Raw genomic sequence first — 21,018 nt, forward strand, 5'->3', positions numbered from 1 at the left:
CCCAAGAGAAATTCATGTCTAAAAAATTCATTCAACAAGCGCTGGCCATAGCTACCATAACAGCCTGCATAGGCGCACAAGCACAAGAGCCCGCATTCGCAGCCAAATCGTTGTTCTTTGGCGAAGATGGCAACGTCCAGGCTGTTGCAACAAGCAAAGTTGAAAGCACTCCCAATGTAGCTGCCTCGAAAGAAGGCAAGGCTATAGCAGTGTCAACCGCCGAGAAGAAGCAAGTTGAGCGCAAAAATGTTGCTGCGAAAAAATCCACGAAAGCCCAGCCCATTGGGGCGGCCTACTTTGTGCGCCTTAAGCGCGAAAACGCTGCGCCACAAGATGTCTTGGCGACGCACGCCTTCCAAACGGGCGACAAATTTCAAGTAGGGTTGAAAGTCAACCGACCCAGCTTTGTTTACATCTTCAACGAAGCGCCCGATGGTCAGATCGCCATGCTTCATCCGCGCCCCGGCCAGAGTGCCGCGATTGATGCCATGGGCACGGTATTTCTACCTGGCAACGGCAACTTCCAATTTGATGGGCCTCCCGGCACGGAAAAGCTGCTGGTTCTAATGTCTCCCGATGAGATTTTCCAGCCCAATACAGTTTTGCAGCAAATGAAGCCCGACCTTGTCACGCGCGCAGTGTTGCCACTAGCCCCACAGCCGTCGCCTTCCCAGGTCAATGCTTTGGCAGTAAACACGGCAGCGCCAGCACAGAACAACTGCAGTTACACCGTGGCAGATGCAGGCAACTATGCCAGCAAAGCCATCGTGTTCACAGAAGAGTCACACGACACTAAGCTGGCGAATAACTGCCAAATGCATACCGCACCAGCATTTGCCTCAAAAGCCATTGTTTTTGCCGATGACCCACAACCGACGGTAGGTCAGCAAGTGGCCAGCTATGTAGTCAAGCCCGAAGGTACTAAAGGGCAAGAGCCTCTGCTGCTGAAGATTCAGCTCGCTCATCACTGATCAACACTCCACGCCCCATGCATTTAACGCCCTGCTTTGCAGTGGTGCATCTCTATTAAAAACACATGTCAAACAATCACCTCATCGTTGGCTTGGGCGGCACCGGCGGCAAAGTCGTCCGCGCACTTCGCAAAATCGTCAAGACCCATACTGATGAAAATGGCGTTAGCCCCTCGGAAGCCAACTTTGAATACGTCTATTTAGACACCTCTGAAGGCCTGCTTCACGAAACCGATCAATGGACCGTTCTGGGGCAAGACTGCTCGCTGGCGCGCGCTCAGATTGGCATATATACCGCCAGCGGCGTACGCCCGATCTTGCAAGATCCAGACTCCTATCCCGGCATGAAGGAGTGGATTGAACCGCGCAAGGTTTTTGATTTCATTGATTCAGGCACAGCAGGGGCTGCACAAAAGCGTAAGCTTGGCCGTTTGGTGTTTGCTCAAAACGCCCGCATGATTTCGCAGTTGCTGGAAGAGCGCCTGCAATCACTGGAAAGCAGCAGTAAAACTGCGCAAGCCACTATCCACGTCATCTGCGGTCTGGCAGGCGGCACAGGTAGTGGATTTGTAGCGGACACCGTGGCTCAATTGCGCCGCCTACGTCCCAATGATGCAGACTTCCGCATCCTCGTGTACGCACTGCTGCCTGACGAGGGATCGACTTGGGTCAAATCTGTTTCTGGCTTTGGCACTTACTACGCTAACGGCTATGCGGCGATTTCTGAGCTCAACGCCATGGCTGCGCGCCGCTACCACCCGGTCAACGTTCTCGACGGCTCGCGCATGAGCGCTTCGAAGTACTTCAATGGCTGTTATTTGGTGAATAACATCAATGAAAACCGTGTGCGCTTCGGCGTACAAGATGATGTACCTCACATCATTGCGGAGTTTCTGTACCAGAAAACGCTTAATAAGCGCTGGGAAGCCCTAGACCGTATTGAGAAGGGCGAGAACGACACCAATTTCATTGAAATGGATGACGGTCAAGCCGCGCGTGCAAAGCTATTTATGAGCTTTGGCATCAAGCGCGTCGTGGTTCCTGAGCACGAAATCAAGGAATATCTGGCTTACGGCTTTGCCGAGCAAGCAACCCGACAGCTGATGTTCAACAACTTCCGCCAAGGAGAAGGCTTTGCCGACGAGCCCGTCTACAAAGACTGGGGAGCTGAAGTTCGCAAACCTGATGCCCGCGAAAACCTGCTCATCAGTGATGCTCACCTCACGCTGGATCGAGGCATTTTGGAAGACGATGCCAAGGCTGGCTGGAAACTGATTGACGAGTACTGGCCCCAAGTCGCCGCCACCTTGGAGGAGCAGATTAAGGCCGACAAGACCATCAAGGAAGCAGAGTGGATTCGCTCACTTCGCGTGCGCTTGTCGAGTGTTTATGACGAAACCTTCCGTCGTTTGGGCGGCGTGCGCAAGTTCTACGAAATCAAGTCTCAAGCACGCCTGGAGATGGCTCGCCACATCGCCAGACAAATTGAGCGTGACTTCTTCAGCCGCTGGAATATTGGCGAGTTGTCTTTGCTTCAACTGCGCCAGTACGTCGATGCGATTTTGAATGACCTGACGCAGCGCAAGAAGGAGTTTGAAGACAAGGCCCAAACCAGCTTGGCGGCCATGCAACGCCTCGAAGAAGATTTGCAGCGCCTGGTCAAAGACTTCAACGACGTTGGCACGCTGGGGCGTCTCTTCACCGACAAACGAGATACGCGCTTCGCAGAAGCACGCGAAAAACTGCAACTGCTTTTCTCCAAGAACACTTGGCGCGAAGGCTATATGTTCGGGCACCGTCTCATCCCCCTTCTGCTCGATGAGTTGACTGTCTTGCGCGGCAAGATTGATCAAATTCATGTGCAACTGAGCGAAGCTACCGACAGCATCCGTACCGAGCAAAACAACCGTCTGCGCACCGACAAGGAAGAGGTCTGCCAAACCCGCATCTTTGAAATGAATGCCGTGCGCGATCTGCTGCGCCGCATGACTCTGGATGAGCGCGGCCAAATTGAGCGCACGCAACGCGTACGTAAAGCTATTGTGGCGCTGGCAGGTGTCGAGGTAGATAGCTTTGAAAAGCTGGCCGCTCGCCTGAACCTTAATAACCTGATTGCCACCTTGTCGCAGCAAGCCGGTGAGATCACCGATGCCGCGCACACTGAACTGGCGCAAAGCTCTCCCGTGATGCATGTCAACATCATTGAGCGCCTCTCTCGCCAGTACGCTGTGGACTCTCAACCGCTGAACCACTTTGTTGCCGACCTGTACCGCGAAGCCGGCAATATGGTGACGTTCAATAAGGCAGAAATTGAGCGCCGCGTACCTGGCAACGAATCCGCTAGTGCGGGGCTTCAACAAGCAATCTGCGTGATGCTGCCAGAGTGCGAGGAACAGCGCGAGTTCCGCCATCACCTACAAAAGCTCTTTATTGATCAGAAAGATGCAGGTGCTTCCAACGCGGCAGTTATTGAAGGCCCGCTGAGCAACGAGATTGTCATCATCAAAGTATCGTCCCTCATGCCCGCTCGCTTTGTGGATGCCATGAGCTTCCTGAAGAGCCATTACGACGGCCTATGCAAGATTCCTGACGAACAGGTGCTACTGCATGGTGAAGGTGACGGCAGCAAACTCCCTCCTCTTTTCGCCCCTACAGGCGTGCAACTGCAAGCACGCCGACAGCGCAAGCCATTTTTGATGCTGGCACGCTTGATGGGCTTGCTCAAGAGCCGCGAGAACCCCACAACAGGCATACCAGAGTGGTTTATTCAAACCACCGACGCTGACGGCCTCATCTGCATCAATGTCTTGGACGGTGGCAGCTCTTGGGAAAAGGTTTGGGAAAACGAACAGTCGCCCGCCTTGCAACAAAGCATTGAAGCAGCCGTCAAGGCCGGCATCACCCGCGACTTCGTTCACAAAGATCAAAAAGATGAGCTTTACCAGCAGTTTGTGAAGCACGTTAATGCGCGCCTGGAGCAGGCCAACCACAACGCAGAAGATGCCCAGTATCAAGAACTGCGCGCCATGATTCCCCAAATCAAGGAGTTGGCCGGCATCCGTGCTGAAGCCACTGCCTAAATCCATTACAAAAGAAAATCATGTATCAATACAAATGCAAGTCCATTGGTGACTGCTCTGTGGCTAATAGCGGCGAGTATGTCAAAAGCGAAACCATGCTCAACGACCCGAAGTGCAGCGACTGCGGTTGCGCACTAGAGCTTGTCGAAGGAAGTGGCGGCAGTGGGAGTGGCAAGAAAGGCGGGTCCTCCACGAAGCTAGGCCCCATGATTGCAGCAGGCCTTGCTGTCGTCACTATCGCTGGCGGAGCCGCATGGTATTTGCTGGGCAGCAAACCTGCCCAGAGCATCACCGCAGCCCCCCCTCCCCCTGAAGTCGTTGTAGACGAAAAAGTGGCAATACCCACTGCGGAAGCATCTTCTGGCGGCCTGGCACCATCTGATACAGAAACATCATTGGCGCGCCGTGAAGCTGATGAAAAGTTGCGCCATGGTGAGTTCAGCGAAGCTGAGAGAAAAGCGGCTCGTTCGGCAGCTCTCGAAATGATCAAAACTGCAGTCGCCAAGATGGGACAAGGTGACCTCAGCGGAGCAGAGAAGGAGCTTCAACAAGCAAAGGAGCGCGATGCCACTGAGCCATTGATCTACTACAACTTGGCTATCGTACATCTGCGCCAGAACCACCCAGAAGAAGCGCTGCGGCACATGGAAGCCTCGTTCATGGCTGGCTTCAAGCACTTTGACGCCATGGATCAAGATACCGACATTGACCCTCTTCGCAAATTGCCAAAGTTTCAAGAACTGTTGACTATCTACCGCAAAAACGTGTGATGAAAAAACTCCTGCATGCGCTGCCACTTACCATCCTACTGGCTCTGGCGGCCTGCGGGAAAGGCCTTGACTCTCGCGTAGTTGAAGGTCACTGGGTAGCTGAGAACTTTCGCCTTTACGGTCTCAAGCTACCTATTGGCCCTGATCTGCAAATCGACGCCAAAAGTCTACGCTTGAGCACTGACTTGGAGCCGATTCCTTTAACTGCTGTAGAGGTTGATGGCAACGAAGTCACTCTTCAAACGTCTTTAGGGGTCGGCCTCGTTTTCAATTTTGAAAACGAGAACAGGATGTACTTCTCCATGCCGATCTTGGGTGACCGCATCTACTATCAGCGCCAACTCACTCCGTCTGTTGCACAAAGCGACGTCCAACAGAGGTCATCCACCAAACACCGACTGAACCAAGCAGACGCACCACCTCAAACGCCTCGTGCACTCAATCACACCGAGCCAACTTCTCTCCCCTTTACGGCCTCACTCCCACCCTCGTCAGGTCTCACTCCCCACCCTACAAAATTCACAAACTTCACCCGTGCGCTTGATTTGGTGCAACAAGGCCGCACAGATGAAGCCATTCGAGCGCTCTCCTCGGCCCTCGAAAACACAGAAGCTCAATGGAAAGACATTGAGGCTGAGCCAGCGTTTGCCCTGCTCATTCAAGACCCGCGTCTTGAGGTTTTGAAGCTGCGGTGGCAATCCAAGCCCTGAGAAGCTCTCGCAGGACATCCGCAACCGAATACATAAGCGCCATCGTTTCTAGCAGGAGAGCCAGAGGTCGCGCATGTCGCGATGTCGCCCCCTCAGGCTCTTTCTAGGCGGTGCTATGGCCGAAGCAGGTAACTTTCCTTGCACGCCTTCCCGTCAAGGCTCATGATTTCCTCATCCGATTTGATGACCCCAAAGTGCTGCTCCAGAGTCTGCAACAGCGCTCTCGCCTTGAATGCACTACGTACAAACTTTGGACCGAGCCTGTACACATCGCGCAAGGCAAACGTATTCCAGCTTTGCCGTTGCAGCCATTGCAAAAGCGCCTCGCTCTCGCTTAATCTTTCATCATCAGGAGTCATCAGTGGGCTGCTGCCGGTTTCAAAGACACCTTGTTAAGGTGGAAGATGAAACCGGAGGTGGTTTATGGGGACGAGACGACAGTTCAGCCGGGAATTCAAGGTTGAAGCGGTCAAGCTGGAGATCAAGTGGGGCGAGCCTGCCGTCAGCTGGCGTCGGGTCCTTCGTCGGGAGAACAACTATCCGGTTGCGCTATCCAAGGCGCCTCCGGTTCCGTTCAAGGCATTGAGCAGCGTCAGCCTCATCATGGCAGAACTACGGCTCGCGATGCAGGATGTTGCCTAGCAGCGGGAGCTTAGCAATGTCTGTGGCGTCTACCTGATCACGGACGAGCGCACAGGCCAGCAGTATGTCGGATCCGCCAGCGGTGAGTGCGGCGTGCGGCAGCGCTGGAGCGACTACGCCCGTACCGGGCATGGCGACAACCAGGAATTAATTCGACAGCTGCATGAGGCGCCGGGTTGTGACAGCGAGTTCAGGTTCACCTTGCTGGAGACGCTGCACCTGGGCATCACAAAGCCGGAGGCCGAAGCGCGGGAGAGCTATTGGAAGGTAGCGCTCGGCAGCCGCCGGTTCGGAATGACCCGCAACAGGGCGATTGGCTAAGCCTCCTAGCCACCTTTCCGGGGGCATCTGCAGTGGCACCTGGAATGTGAGGTCATTAAGAAAAGAAGCTGCCATTAGCACAGCGCAAACCGGTATCTTATGTCCTACGGTCGCAGCACCTCGTAGCGCAACCATTCAGAGCGGAGCCTGTCTCCAGGCCGAATGGCTGTTTCTCGCCGGGCAGCTTCATTTGGTGGCCCACGACCACCGGCAGCAATCGCTGCAATGCAGTCGTGGCGTAGAGCACGCCTTTCTCGGCACTGCACCGGGAACCGAGGATTTCTTTCCTCAGGTACAGACAGAAAAGCCCCAGATCATTGCTGATCTGGGGCTTCATGTTTGGTGGCCTGGGACGGAATCGAACCGCCGACACAAGGATTTTCAATCCTCTGCTCTACCGACTGAGCTACCGGGCCTGTGCTGTCCAGCAACTTGAATTTGCTGAAGCGGCGATTATAGGCATATTTTTCTGCATCCTGCCCCACCTGGGCATTCCAGCCCCAAGCATTCGCTTGGTCTGCAATGCCACCGAAAAAGCAGGTCCGGATGCAGAAAAGCCCTGAATCATTGCTGATCCGGGGCTTTGAATCTGGTGGCCTGGGACGGAATCGAACCGCCGACACAAGGATTTTCAATCCTCTGCTCTACCGACTGAGCTACCGGGCCTTTTCTTCAACACCCTTGAGTGCTGAAGCCACGATTATAGGCACACTTTTGGAGCCCAAATCGAAAACTGCGAATTTTTTGGAAATTATCCGCGGCGATTGCGTCCAAGGTCCACGCCCAGTTGGCGCAGCTTGCGATACAGATGGGTACGCTCAAGGCCGGTCTTCTCGGCCACGCGCGTCATGGAGCCGCCTTCGCGTGCCAGGTGGAATTCGAAATAGGCCTTTTCAAAGCCGTCGCGCGCCTCGCGCAGGGGGCGGTCGAGATCGAAGCCTTGGTGCGAGTTGGGCAGATTGTCTTCCGCCGCCTGGGCCGTGATGCTGACCACGGCCGATGGAGCCGTGCCGTTGCTGGCATGCGCTGCAGTTTCCGAGCCCTGGCTGGCCGTGCTTCGCGCCAGCCCCTGCTCCACCGCCTTGAGCAGCTTCTGCATGGTGATGGGCTTTTCGAGGAATGACAGTGCACCGATGCGCGTTGCCTCGACGGCCGTTTCGATGGTCGCATGACCGCTCATCATGATGACGGGCATGGTGAGCTGACCGGCCGTGGCCCATTCCTTGAGCAGGGTGACGCCGTCGGTGTCCGGCATCCAGATGTCCAGCAGCACCAGATCGTAGTTGTGGGTTGCCCTGGATACGCGTGCCTGCGTGGCGTTCTCCGCCACGTCCACACTATGACCTTCGTCGTTGAGGATTTCCGACAACAAATCCCGGATCCCCAGTTCGTCGTCGACCACTAGTATGTTTGCCATGTGTCTAAAGCCTGTTGCTATGCCTTGTGCGAAGTGGGATCAAGCCGCCCCCGCACGGTCGTTAGGTACAAATGATAGCGACACTCGCGCGCCTTGCACTACCCCGTCTTCCTCTCGATTACCCAGGTCCACTCTTGCGCCATGCTCGTCGGCGATTTTTTTGACCACGGCCAAACCCAGACCTGTGCCGCGAGACTTGGTGGTCACATAGGGCTCGAAGGCTCTTTGAAGAATATTGGGAGCAAAACCTGTGCCACTGTCGCTGATGCTCAGGCGCACACGCTGGGCCGTGTCCATCCAGCGGGTTTCGATGGTGACGGATCCTGGAGTCTGCCCTGTTTCCTGCGCTCTTTGCGCCGTGGAATCTTGCGCATTTTGCAAAAGATTGTGGATGACCTGACGCAATTGCTGGCTATCGCCCTGAATCAGCGGACAGGCTTCGTCGAGCGATGCCTCCACACGCACCGCCGCATTCTCTTCGCCATAGAGCTGCAGCACCTCAGCGACCAGTGCATTCAGATCCAGCGCTTGCAGATTGGCAGCCGGCAAACGTGCATATTCACGAAACTCATCGACCAGACGCTTCATGGCCCCCACCTGATCGACGATGGTCTTCACGGATTTGGCCAGCAGCGCCTGCTCCGCAGGCTGCAGCTTGTCGGTCAGCTTCATCGCCAGACGCTCGGCAGACAGCTGAATCGGCGTCAGCGGATTCTTGATCTCATGCGCCACGCGGCGCGCCACCTCGCCCCAGGCCTGTGCGCGCTGGGCAGAGACGATCTCCGAGATGTCGTCAAACACCAGCAGGCGCTGGTCGTCGGGCAGCTCCGCGCCGCGCATGACCAGGCTGGTGGTGTTGTGCACCACATCACCGTTGCCGTTGCCCGCGTCCAGCTCATAGACCTGCTGCCAGCGGTCGCGCCCCTGCTCGGCCGAAGCATCGCCGAGAAAGATCTCGAACTGTTCCTGCACCACGCGCGCAAAGTCCTGCAAACCCGAGACATCGCGCAGGCGCTTGCCCTGGAACACCGCCATGGGCGCGCGCAGAATGCGTGTTGCACCGGGATTGCTGAGCACGATGCGTCCGGAGCGATCGAGCACGATGACGCCCGAAGTAAGGTTGTCCAGAATGGTCTGCAGATTGCTCCGCGCCGCATCGAGCTGCAGCAGATTGCGGTTAGCGTCGGAGCGTGCGTCGGCCAGTTGCTGGGTCATGACGGCAAAAGAGCGCGTCAGCCCGCCAATCTCGTCCTTGCTCTGCAGCGCAGGCTTGGGGCGCAAATCGCCACGCGCCACATCCCGCATGCCCTGGGCCAGCAACAACAAGGGCTTGGCCAGTTGGTTGCCCAGCACCACGGCCAGCACCACGGCCCCAAACACGGCCAGAAAGAGCGCCAGCGTCAGAGTGCCGATATACATGCGCTGCAGTCCACCGCGAGCAAGTGCTCGCTCCTGATACTCGCGATTAGCCTCCTGCACGGCCAGGGCATTGCTGACCAGGGCTTGCGGCAAGGGAATCGTGGCCTGCAGATAACGCGCCTCCTCCAACAGATTCACTGCCGAGCTGGGCACCAGCGCCAGTGTGCGCACCTTGGCGTTGGCCGCGGCCTGATCGGCAGGCACGTCGCCGGCATCATCCAGGCCTTCGATGCTGGCCACGGCACGCTGACCGCCCTGCTCCCTCAAGTTGCGCAGCAGCTGGGTGTTGGGCCGCTCCGGCGCGAGGCTGAACTGAGACTGACCGGCACTGGCAATGGCCTTGCCTGATGCATTCCAGAGCACCACATCGGAGGCACCGATCTGATCTCGGATGCGCTCCAGCATCAGTGCCGCCCCGGCATCCGAAGTCTGAGACAGCTGAAGGCCTGCCGTGCGTGTGTTGTTGGCCATGTCATTGGCCACGGTATCCAGTGTGGCACTGGCCAGGCTCACGCCCGCAGACAAGGCCCCCTCGACCTTGACGTCAAACCAGCTCTCGATGGAGCGTGAGACGAACTGGTAGGACACCACATAGATCAACAAGCCCGGCAGCAAACCCACCAGGGTGAAGATGCCCGCCAGCTTGAGCAACAGCTTGCTGCCAAAACGCCCGCGCCTGAGCCTCAGAGCCAGGCGCAAGCCGCCCCAGAACAGCACCAGCAGCAGCAATCCGGCCACAACGACATTGGCGGCAAACAGCCAGTTGTAGTTGCGCTCATAGGCCAGCCGGTTATTCGTGGCCAGGGTCAGCAGGAACAGCAGCAGCACCCCCACCACCACCATCAGCGCCACGCCCGTGCCAACGGCCCAGCGTGTGGCGCGCGACCAGCGCGCGGCAGAAGAGCCGCCGGCTTCGCCGTCCGGGAGCTTGATGTCAGCCATCAGGGAGCGGCCTCCAGCGTCTGGGTGCGCGACAGTTGCAGATTCCAGCCCGAGCGCCCCAGAGCCCCAATCTGCAAAGGTCTGGGCAGGGACGACAGATCTACGCGAAAGCGCAGTTGCACCGAGACGCCGGAAGTGGAGCCGAGCTGGCCGGAGTCCAGAATCTTCCAGCGGTAAATGCGTTGAATGGCTGCGATGGCATCCTCCAGCTGCTCGTAGGACTGGCCCAGCGCCAGTCCGGTGCCGCTGCCGCCGGTGAAGGCGGAATTGGAGATATGCAAACGCCAGCGCCTGGTCAGCGGCTGGTGCGTAATGCGGTAATAGCGGGTGGCGACGCCCAATTGCTGATCGGACCAGTACCAGCGCTCGCGCTGCACCTGAGCCTCGGCAATGAAATACATGGGAATGCCCTGGCGCAGGGCATCTTCAACCTGACCGGGCAGCTCGAACTGCAGATTGGCCGAGAGAAACACCCCCTCGTCGGTACGCGTGACCTGCATGGAGCTGATATCCGGCGGCACGGTATCGGCCCGGGCCAGCACGAAAACCAGGGACAGCGCCAGCACCAGCGAAGCTGCACGGGCCGCACGCCGCAAGGCCCCCGCTACAGCGTTAGCGCAATTTTTCCAGCAGAGCGTAAAAAAAGCCGTCGTGGTCACCCAGGGGATTGTCTGCCACGGAATCGTGTTTGGCAGCTTTGCCGGGAATTAAATGACCCGGAGCAGGCAAGCTGGCCGCCGTAGTGTTGCGCGCAAGAAACGCTTGCATCTGGGCATCGCCCTCGGCCTTGAAGACCGAGCAGGTGCAATAGACCATGCGGCCGCCGGGCTGCAGCAGCGGCCACAGGGTATCGAGCAGCCTGGACTGGATGTCTGCCAGCTGGGCCACATCGCTCTCACGGCGCAGCCAGCGCACATCGGGCTGGCGACGCACAATGCCAGATGCCGTGCAAGGCGCATCGAGCAAGATCGCATCGAAGAGCTGACCGCCACATTGCGATTCGAACCACGCCTGGGGAGCGGACGCATCGGCCACCAGCACCTTGGCCTTCAGGCCCAGGCGCGACAAGGTTTCACCGATGCGGCGAGCCCGCTCGGGGTCGATCTCCAGGGCCGTGACTTCGATGCCGCCGGGCGCAGCGCGCTCAAGCAGATGGGCAGTCTTGCCGCCGGGCGCAGCACAGGCATCCAGCACACGCAGCGGGCGGCCCTGAGGCTCGGGCAAGCCGGCCAGCAGCAGCGGTGCAGCGGCCTGCGCCGCGCCGTCCTGCACCGAGGCCCATCCCTCTTCAAACTGCGGCAGCTCCTGCACAGGCACCGCCTGCTCCAGCTGCAGACCGCATTCGGCGACTGCGGTCGACTTCAGGTTCATCGCCTGCAGCGCATTCTGATACTGGGCTGGAGTGCTTTTCTGTGCATTCACCCGCAGCGTCATGGGCGGCTGGGCGTTGTTGGCCGCCAAAATGGTCTGCCAGTCTTGGGGATGGTCTTTTTTGAGCCGGGCAATCCACCATGCAGGGTGATTCCAGACGGCCACGGGATCGTTATCGGTCGCGCTCACCAGGGCATCACGCTCGCGCAGAAAGCGGCGCAGGCAGGCGTTGATGAAGCCGGACTGCGCGCGTGCCGCGCCGTTCTTGGCGGCTTCCACGGCCTGGTTGACCAGGGTGAAGGGCGGATATGGGGCTTGGGTCTCATCCCAGGCCAGTGCCAGCGCCGTGCTCAGCAAGGCACTGACCTTGGGTGCCGGTGGGCGCGGCGCCAGCTGCTTTTGCAGCGCCTGGGCACGCCCCAGATTGCGCAGCACCTGGAACAGCAAGGCCTGCACTCCCGGACGCAAGCGCTGCGGCACCTGTGCCAGCACAGCCTTGCTGGACTGACCACCCAGGATGCCGTGCAAGGCTTTGGCCACTGCATCCAGCTGTTGCCACAGGGCAGGAGCGTTGGGCACGGCAGCACCTGCAGCGGCGTTCTTGGGTTGGGAAGGCTTGGAAGTCATGAAGAGCAGACCTGAAAATCTTGTAGAACTGACGCAGACCAGGATGCACAGCGGGCATTTCTATCGAGAAAACACCATGTCTGATCCGAGCTTGCGCAAGTCGTGTCTTGATCAATGAAAAACGCTCCCGTCTGCACAAGGCAGAGCGGGAGCGCGGTGCATCAGCAGCGAACCGCAGCCGTTGCCGGCCGCGGCCCAGTGCCATGCTTAGTCGGCAGAGGCGTCGCCAGCAGGTGCTTCGACGTCATCAGCCAGCACACCGGCCAGCTCGGCTTCTTCGGCTTCGGCGATGGCACGACGCTCGGCATCGTCCATTTCGTCCTTGGCCTTGCGAGCCTGGTGATAGGCCAGACCGGTACCGGCGGGGATCAGACGACCCACGATCACGTTTTCCTTCAGGCCACGCAGCTCGTCGCGCTTGCCCATGATGGCAGCTTCGGTCAGAACACGGGTGGTTTCCTGGAAGGAAGCCGCAGAGATGAACGAGTCGGTCGACAGCGAAGCCTTGGTGATGCCCAGCAGCACGTTGGAGTACGTGGCAGGCAGCTTGCCTTCCTTCTGCATCTGTTCGTTGGTGTTGAGCACCTCGGAACGCTCGACCTGTTCACCCTGGATGTAGGTGGTATCGCCGGAGTTCTCGATGATCACGCGACGCAGCATCTGACGCACGATCACTTCGATGTGCTTGTCGTTGATCTTCACACCCTGCAGGCGGTAAACGTCCTGCACCTCGTCCACGATGTAGCGCGACAGCTCTTCGATACCCAGCAGACGCAGGATGTCTTGAGGATCGGCAGGACCGTCAACGATGGACTCGCCCTTGTTCACCACCTGGCCTTCGTGGACCAGAATGTTGCGCTCCTTGGGCACCAGTTCTTCCCAGACCTTGCCTTCCAGATCGGTGATCTGCAGGCGGATCTTGCCCTTGGTTTCCTTGCCGAAGGACACGGTACCGGTCATCTCGGCCAGAGTGCCCTTGTCCTTGGGCGTACGGGCTTCGAACAGTTCGGCCACACGGGGCAGACCACCGGTAATGTCGCGGGTCTTCTGGCCTTCCACAGGGATACGGGCCAGCACTTCGCCGGGGCCCACGTCCTGGCCGTCGCGCACCTGAATCAGGGCGCCGACCTGGAAGCCGATCGTCACGGCGTGGTCGGTACCAGGGATCTTGACTTCCTGGTTGTTGGCGTCAATCAGCTTGACCTGGGGACGCACCACCTTGGCAGAGCCACGACGCTTGGGGTCGATCACCACCAGAGTGGACAGACCGGTCACTTCGTCGACCTGCTTGGCCACCGTCAGACCTTCTTCCACATTCTCGAAACGCACTTGACCGGCGTATTCGGTAATGATGGGTCGGGTCAGCGGGTCCCAGTTCGCCAGGATCTTGCCGGCCTTGATGGCTTCATCGGGCTTGATGGTCAGCACGGCGCCGTAAGGCACCTTGTGACGCTCGCGCTCGCGGCCGTTTTCGCTGATCACGATCTCGCCGGAACGCGAAATCACCACCAGCTCGCCCTTGGTGTTGGACACATAGCGCATCGTGCTGTTGAAGCCGATGACACCATTGGACTTGGCTTCCACGCTCGAGGCGATGGCGGCACGCGAAGCGGCACCACCGATGTGGAAGGTACGCATGGTCAGCTGCGTGCCGGGTTCGCCGATGGACTGGGCAGCGATCACACCCACGGCTTCGCCGAGGTTGATCAGGCCGCCGCGGCCCAGGTCGCGACCGTAGCAGGTTGCGCACAGGCCGAAACGGGTTTCGCAGGTCAGAGCCGTACGCACCTTGATTTCGTCCACGCCCTGGGCTTCCAGCTCTTCGATGGTGTCTTCGTTGAGCAGGGTGCCAGCAGGCACCAGCACGGCACGGGTTTCGGGGTGCAGCACTTCTTCGGCGGTCGAACGGCCCAGCACGCGGTCGCGCAGGGATTCGATCACTTCACCGCCTTCGACGATGGCGCGCATCAGATAGCCGTTGGAGGTACCGCAATCCTGTTCGTTCACGACCAGATCCTGCGTCACGTCCACCAGACGACGAGTCAGGTAACCGGAGTTAGCCGTCTTCAGCGCCGTGTCGGCCAGACCCTTACGGGCACCGTGGGTCGAGATGAAGTACTGCAGCACGTTGAGGCCTTCGCGGAAGTTCGCGGTGATAGGCGTCTCAATGATGGAGCCGTCAGGCTTGGCCATCAGACCACGCATACCGGCCAGCTGACGAATCTGCGCTGCGGAGCCACGGGCGCCGGAGTCGGCCATCATGTAAATCGCGTTGAACGATTCCTGATCGACTTCGTTGCCGTGACGGTCGGTGGTCTTCTGGACCTTGAGCTGGTCCATCATCACCTTGGACACGTCGTCGCCGGCCTTGCCCCAGATGTCCACCACCTTGTTGTAGCGCTCGCCGGAGGTCACCAGACCCGAGACGTACTGCTGCTCGATTTCCTTCACTTCGGACTCTGCGCGGGCCAGGATGTCGGCCTTTTGCGGAGGCACCAGCATGTCGTCGATGGAGATCGAGATACCGGCGTGCGTGGACAGACGGAAACCGTTTTGCAGCAGCTTGTCGGCAAACACGACCGTGGCCTTCAGACCGCACTTGCGGAAGGAGGCGTTGATCAGCTTGGAGATTTCCTTCTTCTTCAGCGCCTTGTTCATGTTGCTGAAAGCCAGGCCCTTGGGCAGGATTTCAGACAGCAGGGCACGGCCCACGGTGGTTTCCACGAGCGAGGTCACGGGCTCGAATTCGCCGGTTTCCTTGTTCTTGTTCCACTCGGTCAGGCGCACGCTGATCTTGGCGTGCAGCTCGGTCTCGCCGGCATCCAGAGCGCGTTGCAGCTCCATCAGGTCGGCAAACACCATGCCTTCGCCCTTGCCGTTGATCTTTTCACGCGTGGCGTGATACAGACCCAGCACCACGTCCTGGGAAGGAACGATGGAGGGTTCGCCCGAAGCGGGGAACAGCACGTTGTTCGAGGCCAGCATCAGCACGCGGGCTTCCATCTGCGCTTCCACAGACAGAGGCACGTGAACAGCCATCTGGTCACCGTCGAAGTCGGCGTTGAAGGCAGCGCAGACCAGCGGGTGCAGTTGCAGGGCCTTGCCTTCGATCAGGATGGGCTCGAAAGCCTGGATACCCAGACGGTGCAGCGTAGGCGCACGGTTGAGCATGATGGGGTGTTCCTTGATGACTTCTTCAAGGATGTCCCACACCACGGGCGTACCGGCTTCCACTTCCTTCTTGGCAGCCTTGATGGTCGTGGCAATGCCGCGCTGCTCGAGCTGCGCGAAGATGAAGGGCTTGAACAGCTCCAGCGCCATCAGCTTGGGCAGACCGCACTGGTGCAGCTTGAGGTAAGGACCCACGGTAATCACGGAACGACCGGAGTAGTCCACGCGCTTGCCCAGCAAGTTCTGACGGAAACGACCGCTCTTGCCCTTGATCATGTCGGCCAGAGACTTCAGGGCACGCTTGTTGGCGCCCGTCATGGCCTTGCCGCGACGGCCGTTGTCCAGCAGCGAGTCCACGGCTTCCTGCAGCATGCGCTTTTCGTTGCGCGCGATGATTTCAGGAGCCTTGAGCTCGAGCAGACGACGCAGACGAGAGTTGCGGTTGATGACGCGGCGGTACAGGTCGTTCAGGTCGGAAGTGGCGAAACGGCCACCGTCCAGAGGCACCAGAGGACGCAGATCGGGAGGCAGCACGGGCAGCACTTCCATCACCATCCACTCGGGCTTGATGCCGGACTTCTTGAACGCTTCGAGCAGCTTCAGGCGCTTGGCGTTCTTCTTGACCTTGACTTCGGAGCCGGTCAGATCGTTGCGCAGGCGCTCGATCTCGACGTCGATGTCGATGCCTTCGAGCAGGTCCTTGATGCCTTCCGCGCCCATCTTGGCGGTGAACTCATCGTAACCGTACTCGAGTTGCTTGGCGTCGTAGTCGTCCTCGGTCATGATGCTGAACTTCTTCAGCGGAGTCATGCCGGGATCGGTCACCACATAGGCTTCGAAGTACAGCACGCGCTCGATGTCGCGCAGCGTCATGTCCAGCACCAGGCCCAGGCGCGAAGGCAGGGACTTCAGGAACCAGATATGGGCGCAGGGCGCGGCCAGGTCGATGTGACCCATGCGTTCGCGACGCACCTTGGTCTGTGTGACTTCAACGCCGCACTTCTCGCAGATCACACCGCGGTGCTTGAGGCGCTTGTACTTGCCGCACAGGCATTCGTAGTCCTTGATCGGGCCAAAAATCTTGGCGCAGAACAGACCATCACGCTCGGGCTTGAAAGTACGGTAGTTGATCGTTTCAGGCTTCTTCACTTCGCCGAAAGACCAGGAACGGATCTTCTCGGGCGAGGCCAGGCCGATCTTGATGGCATCGAAATGCTCATCAGGCGTAAATTGCTTGAACAGGTCGAGTAGCGATTTCATGTAACTCTTTCCTTTTCGTCAAAAATCATTGCAGCCACCGCTGGATTTGCCTTGGTTTCAGCAACGAACCAAGCGCAAATCCTTTGTTTTAAAGCGGTTGCAGCTCTCTGTTTAATAGGGCTTAAGAACGTTCGAGCTCGATGTCCAAGCCCAGAGAGCGGATTTCCTTGACCAGCACGTTGAACGATTCGGGCATGCCCGCTTCGATCGAGTGCTCGCCCTTGACGATGGACTCGTACACCTTGGTACGACCGACCACGTCGTCGGACTTCACAGTCAGCATTTCCTGCAGCACATAGGCGGCGCCGTAAGCTTCCAGCGCCCACACTTCCATTTCACCGAAACGCTGACCACCGAACTGGGCCTTACCGCCCAGAGGCTGTTGCGTCACCAGCGAGTAAGGACCGGTGGAGCGGGCGTGCATCTTGTCGTCGACCAAGTGGTGCAGCTTCAGGTAGTGCATATAGCCCACGGTGGTCGGACGCTCGAAGCGCTCGCCGGTGCGGCCGTCATACAGATAAGCCTGAGTGCGTGTCTCGGTCAGACCCTTGGCGGCAGCGATGTCGTCAGGGTAGGCCAGCTTCAGCATGTCCTTGATTTCGGCTTCGGAAGCACCGTCGAACACCGGCGTTGCGAACGGCACGCCCGTGGTCAGCTCCTTGGCCATGGACATGACTTCGCCGTCGTCCAGCTGAGACAGCTCTTCCTTGCGGCCGCTGCGGTTGTAGATCTCTTCCAGGAAGGCACGCACTTCAGCAGCGCGGGCTTCCTTTTGCAGCATGTCGCCGATGCGCTGGCCCAGGCCCTTGCCGGCCCAGCCCAAGTGCACTTCCAGCACCTGACCGATGTTCATACGCGAAGGCACGCCCAGCGGGTTCAGCACGATGTCGGCAGTGGTGCCGTCGGCCAGGAAAGGCATGTCTTCCACAGGAGTGATCTTGGAGACCACACCCTTGTTGCCGTGACGGCCGGCCATCTTGTCGCCGGGCTGCAGACGACGCTTGACGGCCAGGTAGACCTTGACCATCTTGAGCACGCCGGCAGGCAGCTCGTCGCCTTGCGTGAGCTTCTTGCGCTTTTCTTCGAACGCCAGGTCGAAGGTGTGACGCTGCTGCTCGATGGAGTTCTTGATGGACTCCAGCTGAGCGGCCACATCGTCTTCGGCAGGGCGAATGTCGAACCAGTGGAACTTCTCCACGCCGTCCAGATAGGCCTTGTCGATCTTGGCGCCCTTGGACAGCTTCTGAGGACCGCCGTTGGCCACGCGGCCGGTCAGCAGCTTCTCGATACGGTCGAATGCGTCGGCTTCAACAATGCGCAGCTGGTCGTTCAGGTCCAGGCGGAAGCGCTTGAGTTCATCGTCGATGATCTGCTGGGCACGCTTGTCGCGCTGGATGCCTTCACGCGTGAACACCTGCACGTCGATCACGGTACCTTGCGAGCCCTGATCCACACGCAGAGAAGTGTCCTTCACGTCGGAAGCCTTCTCGCCGAAGATGGCGCGCAGCAGCTTCTCTTCAGGCGTCAGCGTGGTCTCGCCCTTGGGTGTGACCTTGCCCACCAGCACATCGCCGGGTTGCACTTCGGCGCCCACGTAGATGATGCCGGACTCGTCCAGGCGGTTCAGTTGCTGCTCGGACAGGTTGGGGATGTCGCGTGTGATTTCTTCGGCACCCAGCTTGGTGTCGCGAGCCATCACCACCAGCTCTTCGATGTGGATCGAGGTGTAGCGATCGTCAGCCACGATGCGCTCGTTGATCATCACCGAGTCTTCGTAGTTGTAGCCGTTCCAGGGCATGAACGCGATCAGCATGTTCTGGCCGATGGCGATTTCGCCCAGATCGGTCGAAGCGCCGTCCGCCAGCACATCACCCTTGGCCAGCTTGTCGCCACGGCTGACGATGGGGCGCTGGTGGATGTTGGTGTTCTGGTTGGAACGCTGATACTTGATCAGGTTGTAGATGTCCACGCCGACTTCACCGGCCACGGCTTCGTCGTCGTTCACACGGATCACGATGCGGGTGGCATCGACATAGTCCACGATACCGCCGCGCTTGGCAGTGACCACGGTGCCGGAGTCCACGGCAGCAACGCGCTCGATGCCGGTACCGACCATGGGCTTTTCAGGACGCAGCACAGGCACGGCCTGACGCGACATGTTGGCGCCCATCAAGGCACGGTTCGCGTCGTCGTGTTCCAGGAAGGGAATCAGCGAGGCGGCCACGGACACGATCTGCGCAGGCGACACGTCCATGTATTGCACGCGCTCGGCCGACACCAGGGTCGATTCACCGGCTTCACGGGCCGACACCAGCTCGCCTACCAGATTGCCTTCGGCATCCAGATCGGCGTTGGCCTGGGCGATCACGTACTTGCCTTCTTCGATGGCCGACAGATAGTCGATGTCCATCGTCACCTTGCCGTCCACCACGCGACGGTACGGGGTTTCGATGAAACCGTACTCGTTGAGGCGGGCGTACAGAGCCAGCGAGTTGATCAGACCGATGTTGGGACCTTCAGGCGTTTCGATAGGACAGACGCGACCGTAGTGGGTCACGTGCACGTCACGCACTTCAAAGCCGGCACGTTCGCGGGTCAGACCGCCTGGGCCCAGGGCGGAAACACGACGCTTGTGCGTGATTTCTGCCAGAGGGTTGGTCTGGTCCATGAACTGCGACAGCTGCGAGGCACCGAAGAACTCCTTCAGGGCCGCAGAGATGGGCTTGGAGTTGATCAGATCGTGGGGCATCAGAGGCTCTTGCTCGGCCTGACCCAGACGTTCCTTCACAGCCTTTTCGATACGCGCCAGACCGGTGCGGTACTGGTTTTCGGCCAGTTCGCCCACGCAACGCACGCGGCGGTTGCCCAGGTGGTCGATATCGTCGACTTCGCCACGGCCATTGCGCAGGTCCACTAGGATCTTGACCACGGCCAGGATGTCTTCGTTGGACAGCACCATGGGACCGGTCGCGCCTTCGCGGCCGATCTTGGCGTTGAACTTCATGCGGCCCACGCGCGACAGATCATAGGTGTCGGCGTTGTAGAACAGGCGCTGGAACAGGGCCTGCACGGCGTCCTCGGTAGGAGGCTCGCCAGGACGCATCATGCGGTAGATGGCAACGCGGGCAGCGAACTCGTCCACGGTTTCATCGGTGCGCAGGGTCTGCGAGATGTAGGCGCCCTGGTCCAGTTCGTTGGTGTAGATGCACTGAACGTCCTGCACGCCGGCGCTGCGCAGCTTCTTGAGCAGGGCTTCGGTCAGTTCTTCGTTGGCCTTGGCGATGATTTCGCCGGTATCGGGATCAACGATGTTCTTGGCCAGCACACGACCCAGCAGGAAGTCTTCGGGCACGCTGACGAACTTGGTGCCGGACTGCTCCAGCTCGCGGGTGTGGCGAGCGGTGATGCGCTTGTCCTTGGCGACCACGACCTTGCCGGACTTGTCGGTGATGTCGAAACGCGCGACTTCGCCCTTCAGGCGATCGGCCACGAATTCCATCTGCGCACCGCTGTCCATCAGGCGGAAGTTGTCGTTCACGAAGAACGTTGCCAGGATGGTCTCGGGCGTCATGCCGATGGCCTTCAGCAGGATCGACACAGGCATCTTGCGGCGACGGTCGACGCGGAAGTACAGCAGGTCCTTGGGGTCGAACTCGAAGTCCAGCCAGGAGCCGCGGTAAGGAATGATGCGAGCCGAGAACAGCAGCTTGCCCGAGCTATGGGTCTTGCCCTTGTCGTGCTCGAAGAACACGCCAGGCGAACGGTGCAGCTGAGACACGATCACGCGCTCGGTACCGTTGATGATGAACGAACCCTTGTCGGTCATCAGGGGCACTTCGCCCATGTAGACCTCTTGTTCCTTCACTTCCTTGACCACCTTGGACTGAGCCGTGGAGGACTCGCGGTCATAGATGATCAGCTGTACCTTGGCGCGGACAGCGGAGGCGAAGGTCAGACCACGGGTCTGGCATTCACGCACGTCGAAAGCGGGCTTGGCGAGGTTGTACTCGACAAACTTCATCTCCACAAAACCATTGTGGGAGACGATGGGGAAGGCGGAATTGAAGGCCGCTTGCAGGCCATCAATGGTACGTTTTTTGGGGGCTACATCTGCCTGCAGGAATGCTGTATAGGCATCTTTTTGCATCTGCAGCAGATAAGGCACTTCGAGCACGCTATCGCGGCTCCCGAAGCTTTTGCGGATTCGCTTGCGTTCGGTATAAGAATAGGCCATGAGATCTCCGGGCAAAGACATGAGTCCTGGGTCTGCGACGACTGCCCCACAGGGTTCTCCTGCGGGCTTGGCGGTTGGCCACT

General features: G+C 59.0%; 13 protein-coding genes and 2 tRNA genes. 6 read left to right on the top strand and 9 right to left on the bottom strand.

What is annotated here, in order from left to right; all coding sequences use genetic code 11:
* The first annotated feature begins 14 nt into the window (after window positions 1–14).
* The 4 genes from ACWGXF_RS08485 (at window position 15) to ACWGXF_RS08500 (ending at window position 5,531) form a co-directional block, all read left to right on the top strand.
* Complete coding sequence (locus ACWGXF_RS08485; protein ID WP_087863585.1) at window positions 15–971, top strand: DUF4384 domain-containing protein; 957 nt, start codon at window positions 15–17, stop codon at window positions 969–971.
* A gap of 65 nt (window positions 972–1,036) precedes the next feature.
* Window positions 1,037–4,051, top strand: a complete 3,015-nt coding sequence (locus ACWGXF_RS08490) for a tubulin-like doman-containing protein (protein WP_034377950.1) — start codon at window positions 1,037–1,039, stop codon at window positions 4,049–4,051.
* Between the two features lie 20 nt (window positions 4,052–4,071).
* On the top strand, window positions 4,072–4,821 hold the full coding sequence (locus tag ACWGXF_RS08495; RefSeq protein WP_256629624.1) for a TPR end-of-group domain-containing protein: 750 nt from the start codon (window positions 4,072–4,074) through the stop codon (window positions 4,819–4,821).
* Window positions 4,821–5,531, top strand: coding sequence for a hypothetical protein (locus tag ACWGXF_RS08500; RefSeq protein WP_087863582.1), 711 nt, complete (start codon window positions 4,821–4,823; stop codon window positions 5,529–5,531). The genes ACWGXF_RS08495 and ACWGXF_RS08500 overlap by 1 nt, the downstream gene beginning before the upstream one ends.
* A 113-nt stretch (window positions 5,532–5,644) precedes the next feature.
* Here ACWGXF_RS08500 and ACWGXF_RS08505 read toward each other — a convergent pair whose 3' ends face one another.
* Window positions 5,645–5,890 (bottom strand): hypothetical protein, encoded by a 246-nt coding sequence (locus ACWGXF_RS08505; protein WP_087863581.1) that lies wholly within the window; start codon window positions 5,888–5,890, stop codon window positions 5,645–5,647.
* A 64-nt stretch (window positions 5,891–5,954) separates the two neighbouring features.
* On the opposite strand from ACWGXF_RS08505, the gene ACWGXF_RS08510 reads away from it, so the two are divergent.
* Window positions 5,955–6,173 carry a hypothetical protein gene (locus ACWGXF_RS08510; RefSeq protein WP_256629623.1) on the top strand — a complete coding sequence of 73 codons (219 nt, stop codon included), beginning with the start codon at window positions 5,955–5,957 and terminating at the stop codon, window positions 6,171–6,173.
* 33 nt (window positions 6,174–6,206) lie between these two features.
* A complete protein-coding gene (locus ACWGXF_RS08515) occupies window positions 6,207–6,494 on the top strand; it encodes a GIY-YIG nuclease family protein (RefSeq protein WP_144267105.1) in 288 nt (95 codons plus the stop codon).
* 340 nt (window positions 6,495–6,834) lie between these two features.
* Here ACWGXF_RS08515 and ACWGXF_RS08520 read toward each other — a convergent pair.
* The 8 genes from ACWGXF_RS08520 to rpoB form a co-directional block, all read right to left on the bottom strand.
* Window positions 6,835–6,910 (bottom strand) — tRNA-Phe (locus ACWGXF_RS08520).
* A gap of 174 nt (window positions 6,911–7,084) precedes the next feature.
* Window positions 7,085–7,160, bottom strand: a tRNA-Phe gene (locus tag ACWGXF_RS08525).
* A gap of 85 nt (window positions 7,161–7,245) precedes the next feature.
* A complete protein-coding gene (locus tag ACWGXF_RS08530; protein ID WP_003065673.1) occupies window positions 7,246–7,911 on the bottom strand; it encodes a response regulator in 666 nt (221 codons plus the stop codon).
* A gap of 39 nt (window positions 7,912–7,950) precedes the next feature.
* A complete protein-coding gene (locus ACWGXF_RS08535; RefSeq protein ID WP_256629622.1) occupies window positions 7,951–10,272 on the bottom strand; it encodes a sensor histidine kinase in 2,322 nt (773 codons plus the stop codon).
* Entirely contained in the window at window positions 10,272–10,841 is a 570-nt protein-coding gene (locus ACWGXF_RS08540) for a DUF4390 domain-containing protein (RefSeq protein ID WP_034362111.1), read from the bottom strand. Before ACWGXF_RS08540 ends, ACWGXF_RS08535 begins: the two co-directional genes overlap by 1 nt.
* Before the next feature lie 43 nt (window positions 10,842–10,884).
* Window positions 10,885–12,270 carry a 16S rRNA (cytosine(967)-C(5))-methyltransferase RsmB gene (gene rsmB, locus ACWGXF_RS08545; protein WP_039050753.1) on the bottom strand — a complete coding sequence of 462 codons (1,386 nt, stop codon included), beginning with the start codon at window positions 12,268–12,270 and terminating at the stop codon, window positions 10,885–10,887.
* Window positions 12,271–12,477: 207 nt separating this feature from the next.
* Window positions 12,478–16,701 carry a DNA-directed RNA polymerase subunit beta' gene (rpoC, locus tag ACWGXF_RS08550; RefSeq protein ID WP_003065685.1) on the bottom strand — a complete coding sequence of 1,408 codons (4,224 nt, stop codon included), beginning with the start codon at window positions 16,699–16,701 and terminating at the stop codon, window positions 12,478–12,480.
* A gap of 121 nt (window positions 16,702–16,822) precedes the next feature.
* Entirely contained in the window at window positions 16,823–20,935 is a 4,113-nt protein-coding gene (gene rpoB, locus ACWGXF_RS08555) for a DNA-directed RNA polymerase subunit beta (RefSeq protein ID WP_003065687.1), read from the bottom strand.
* Window positions 20,936–21,018 lie beyond the last annotated feature (83 nt).

This window comes from Comamonas sp. HJ-2 (assembly GCF_053615495.1).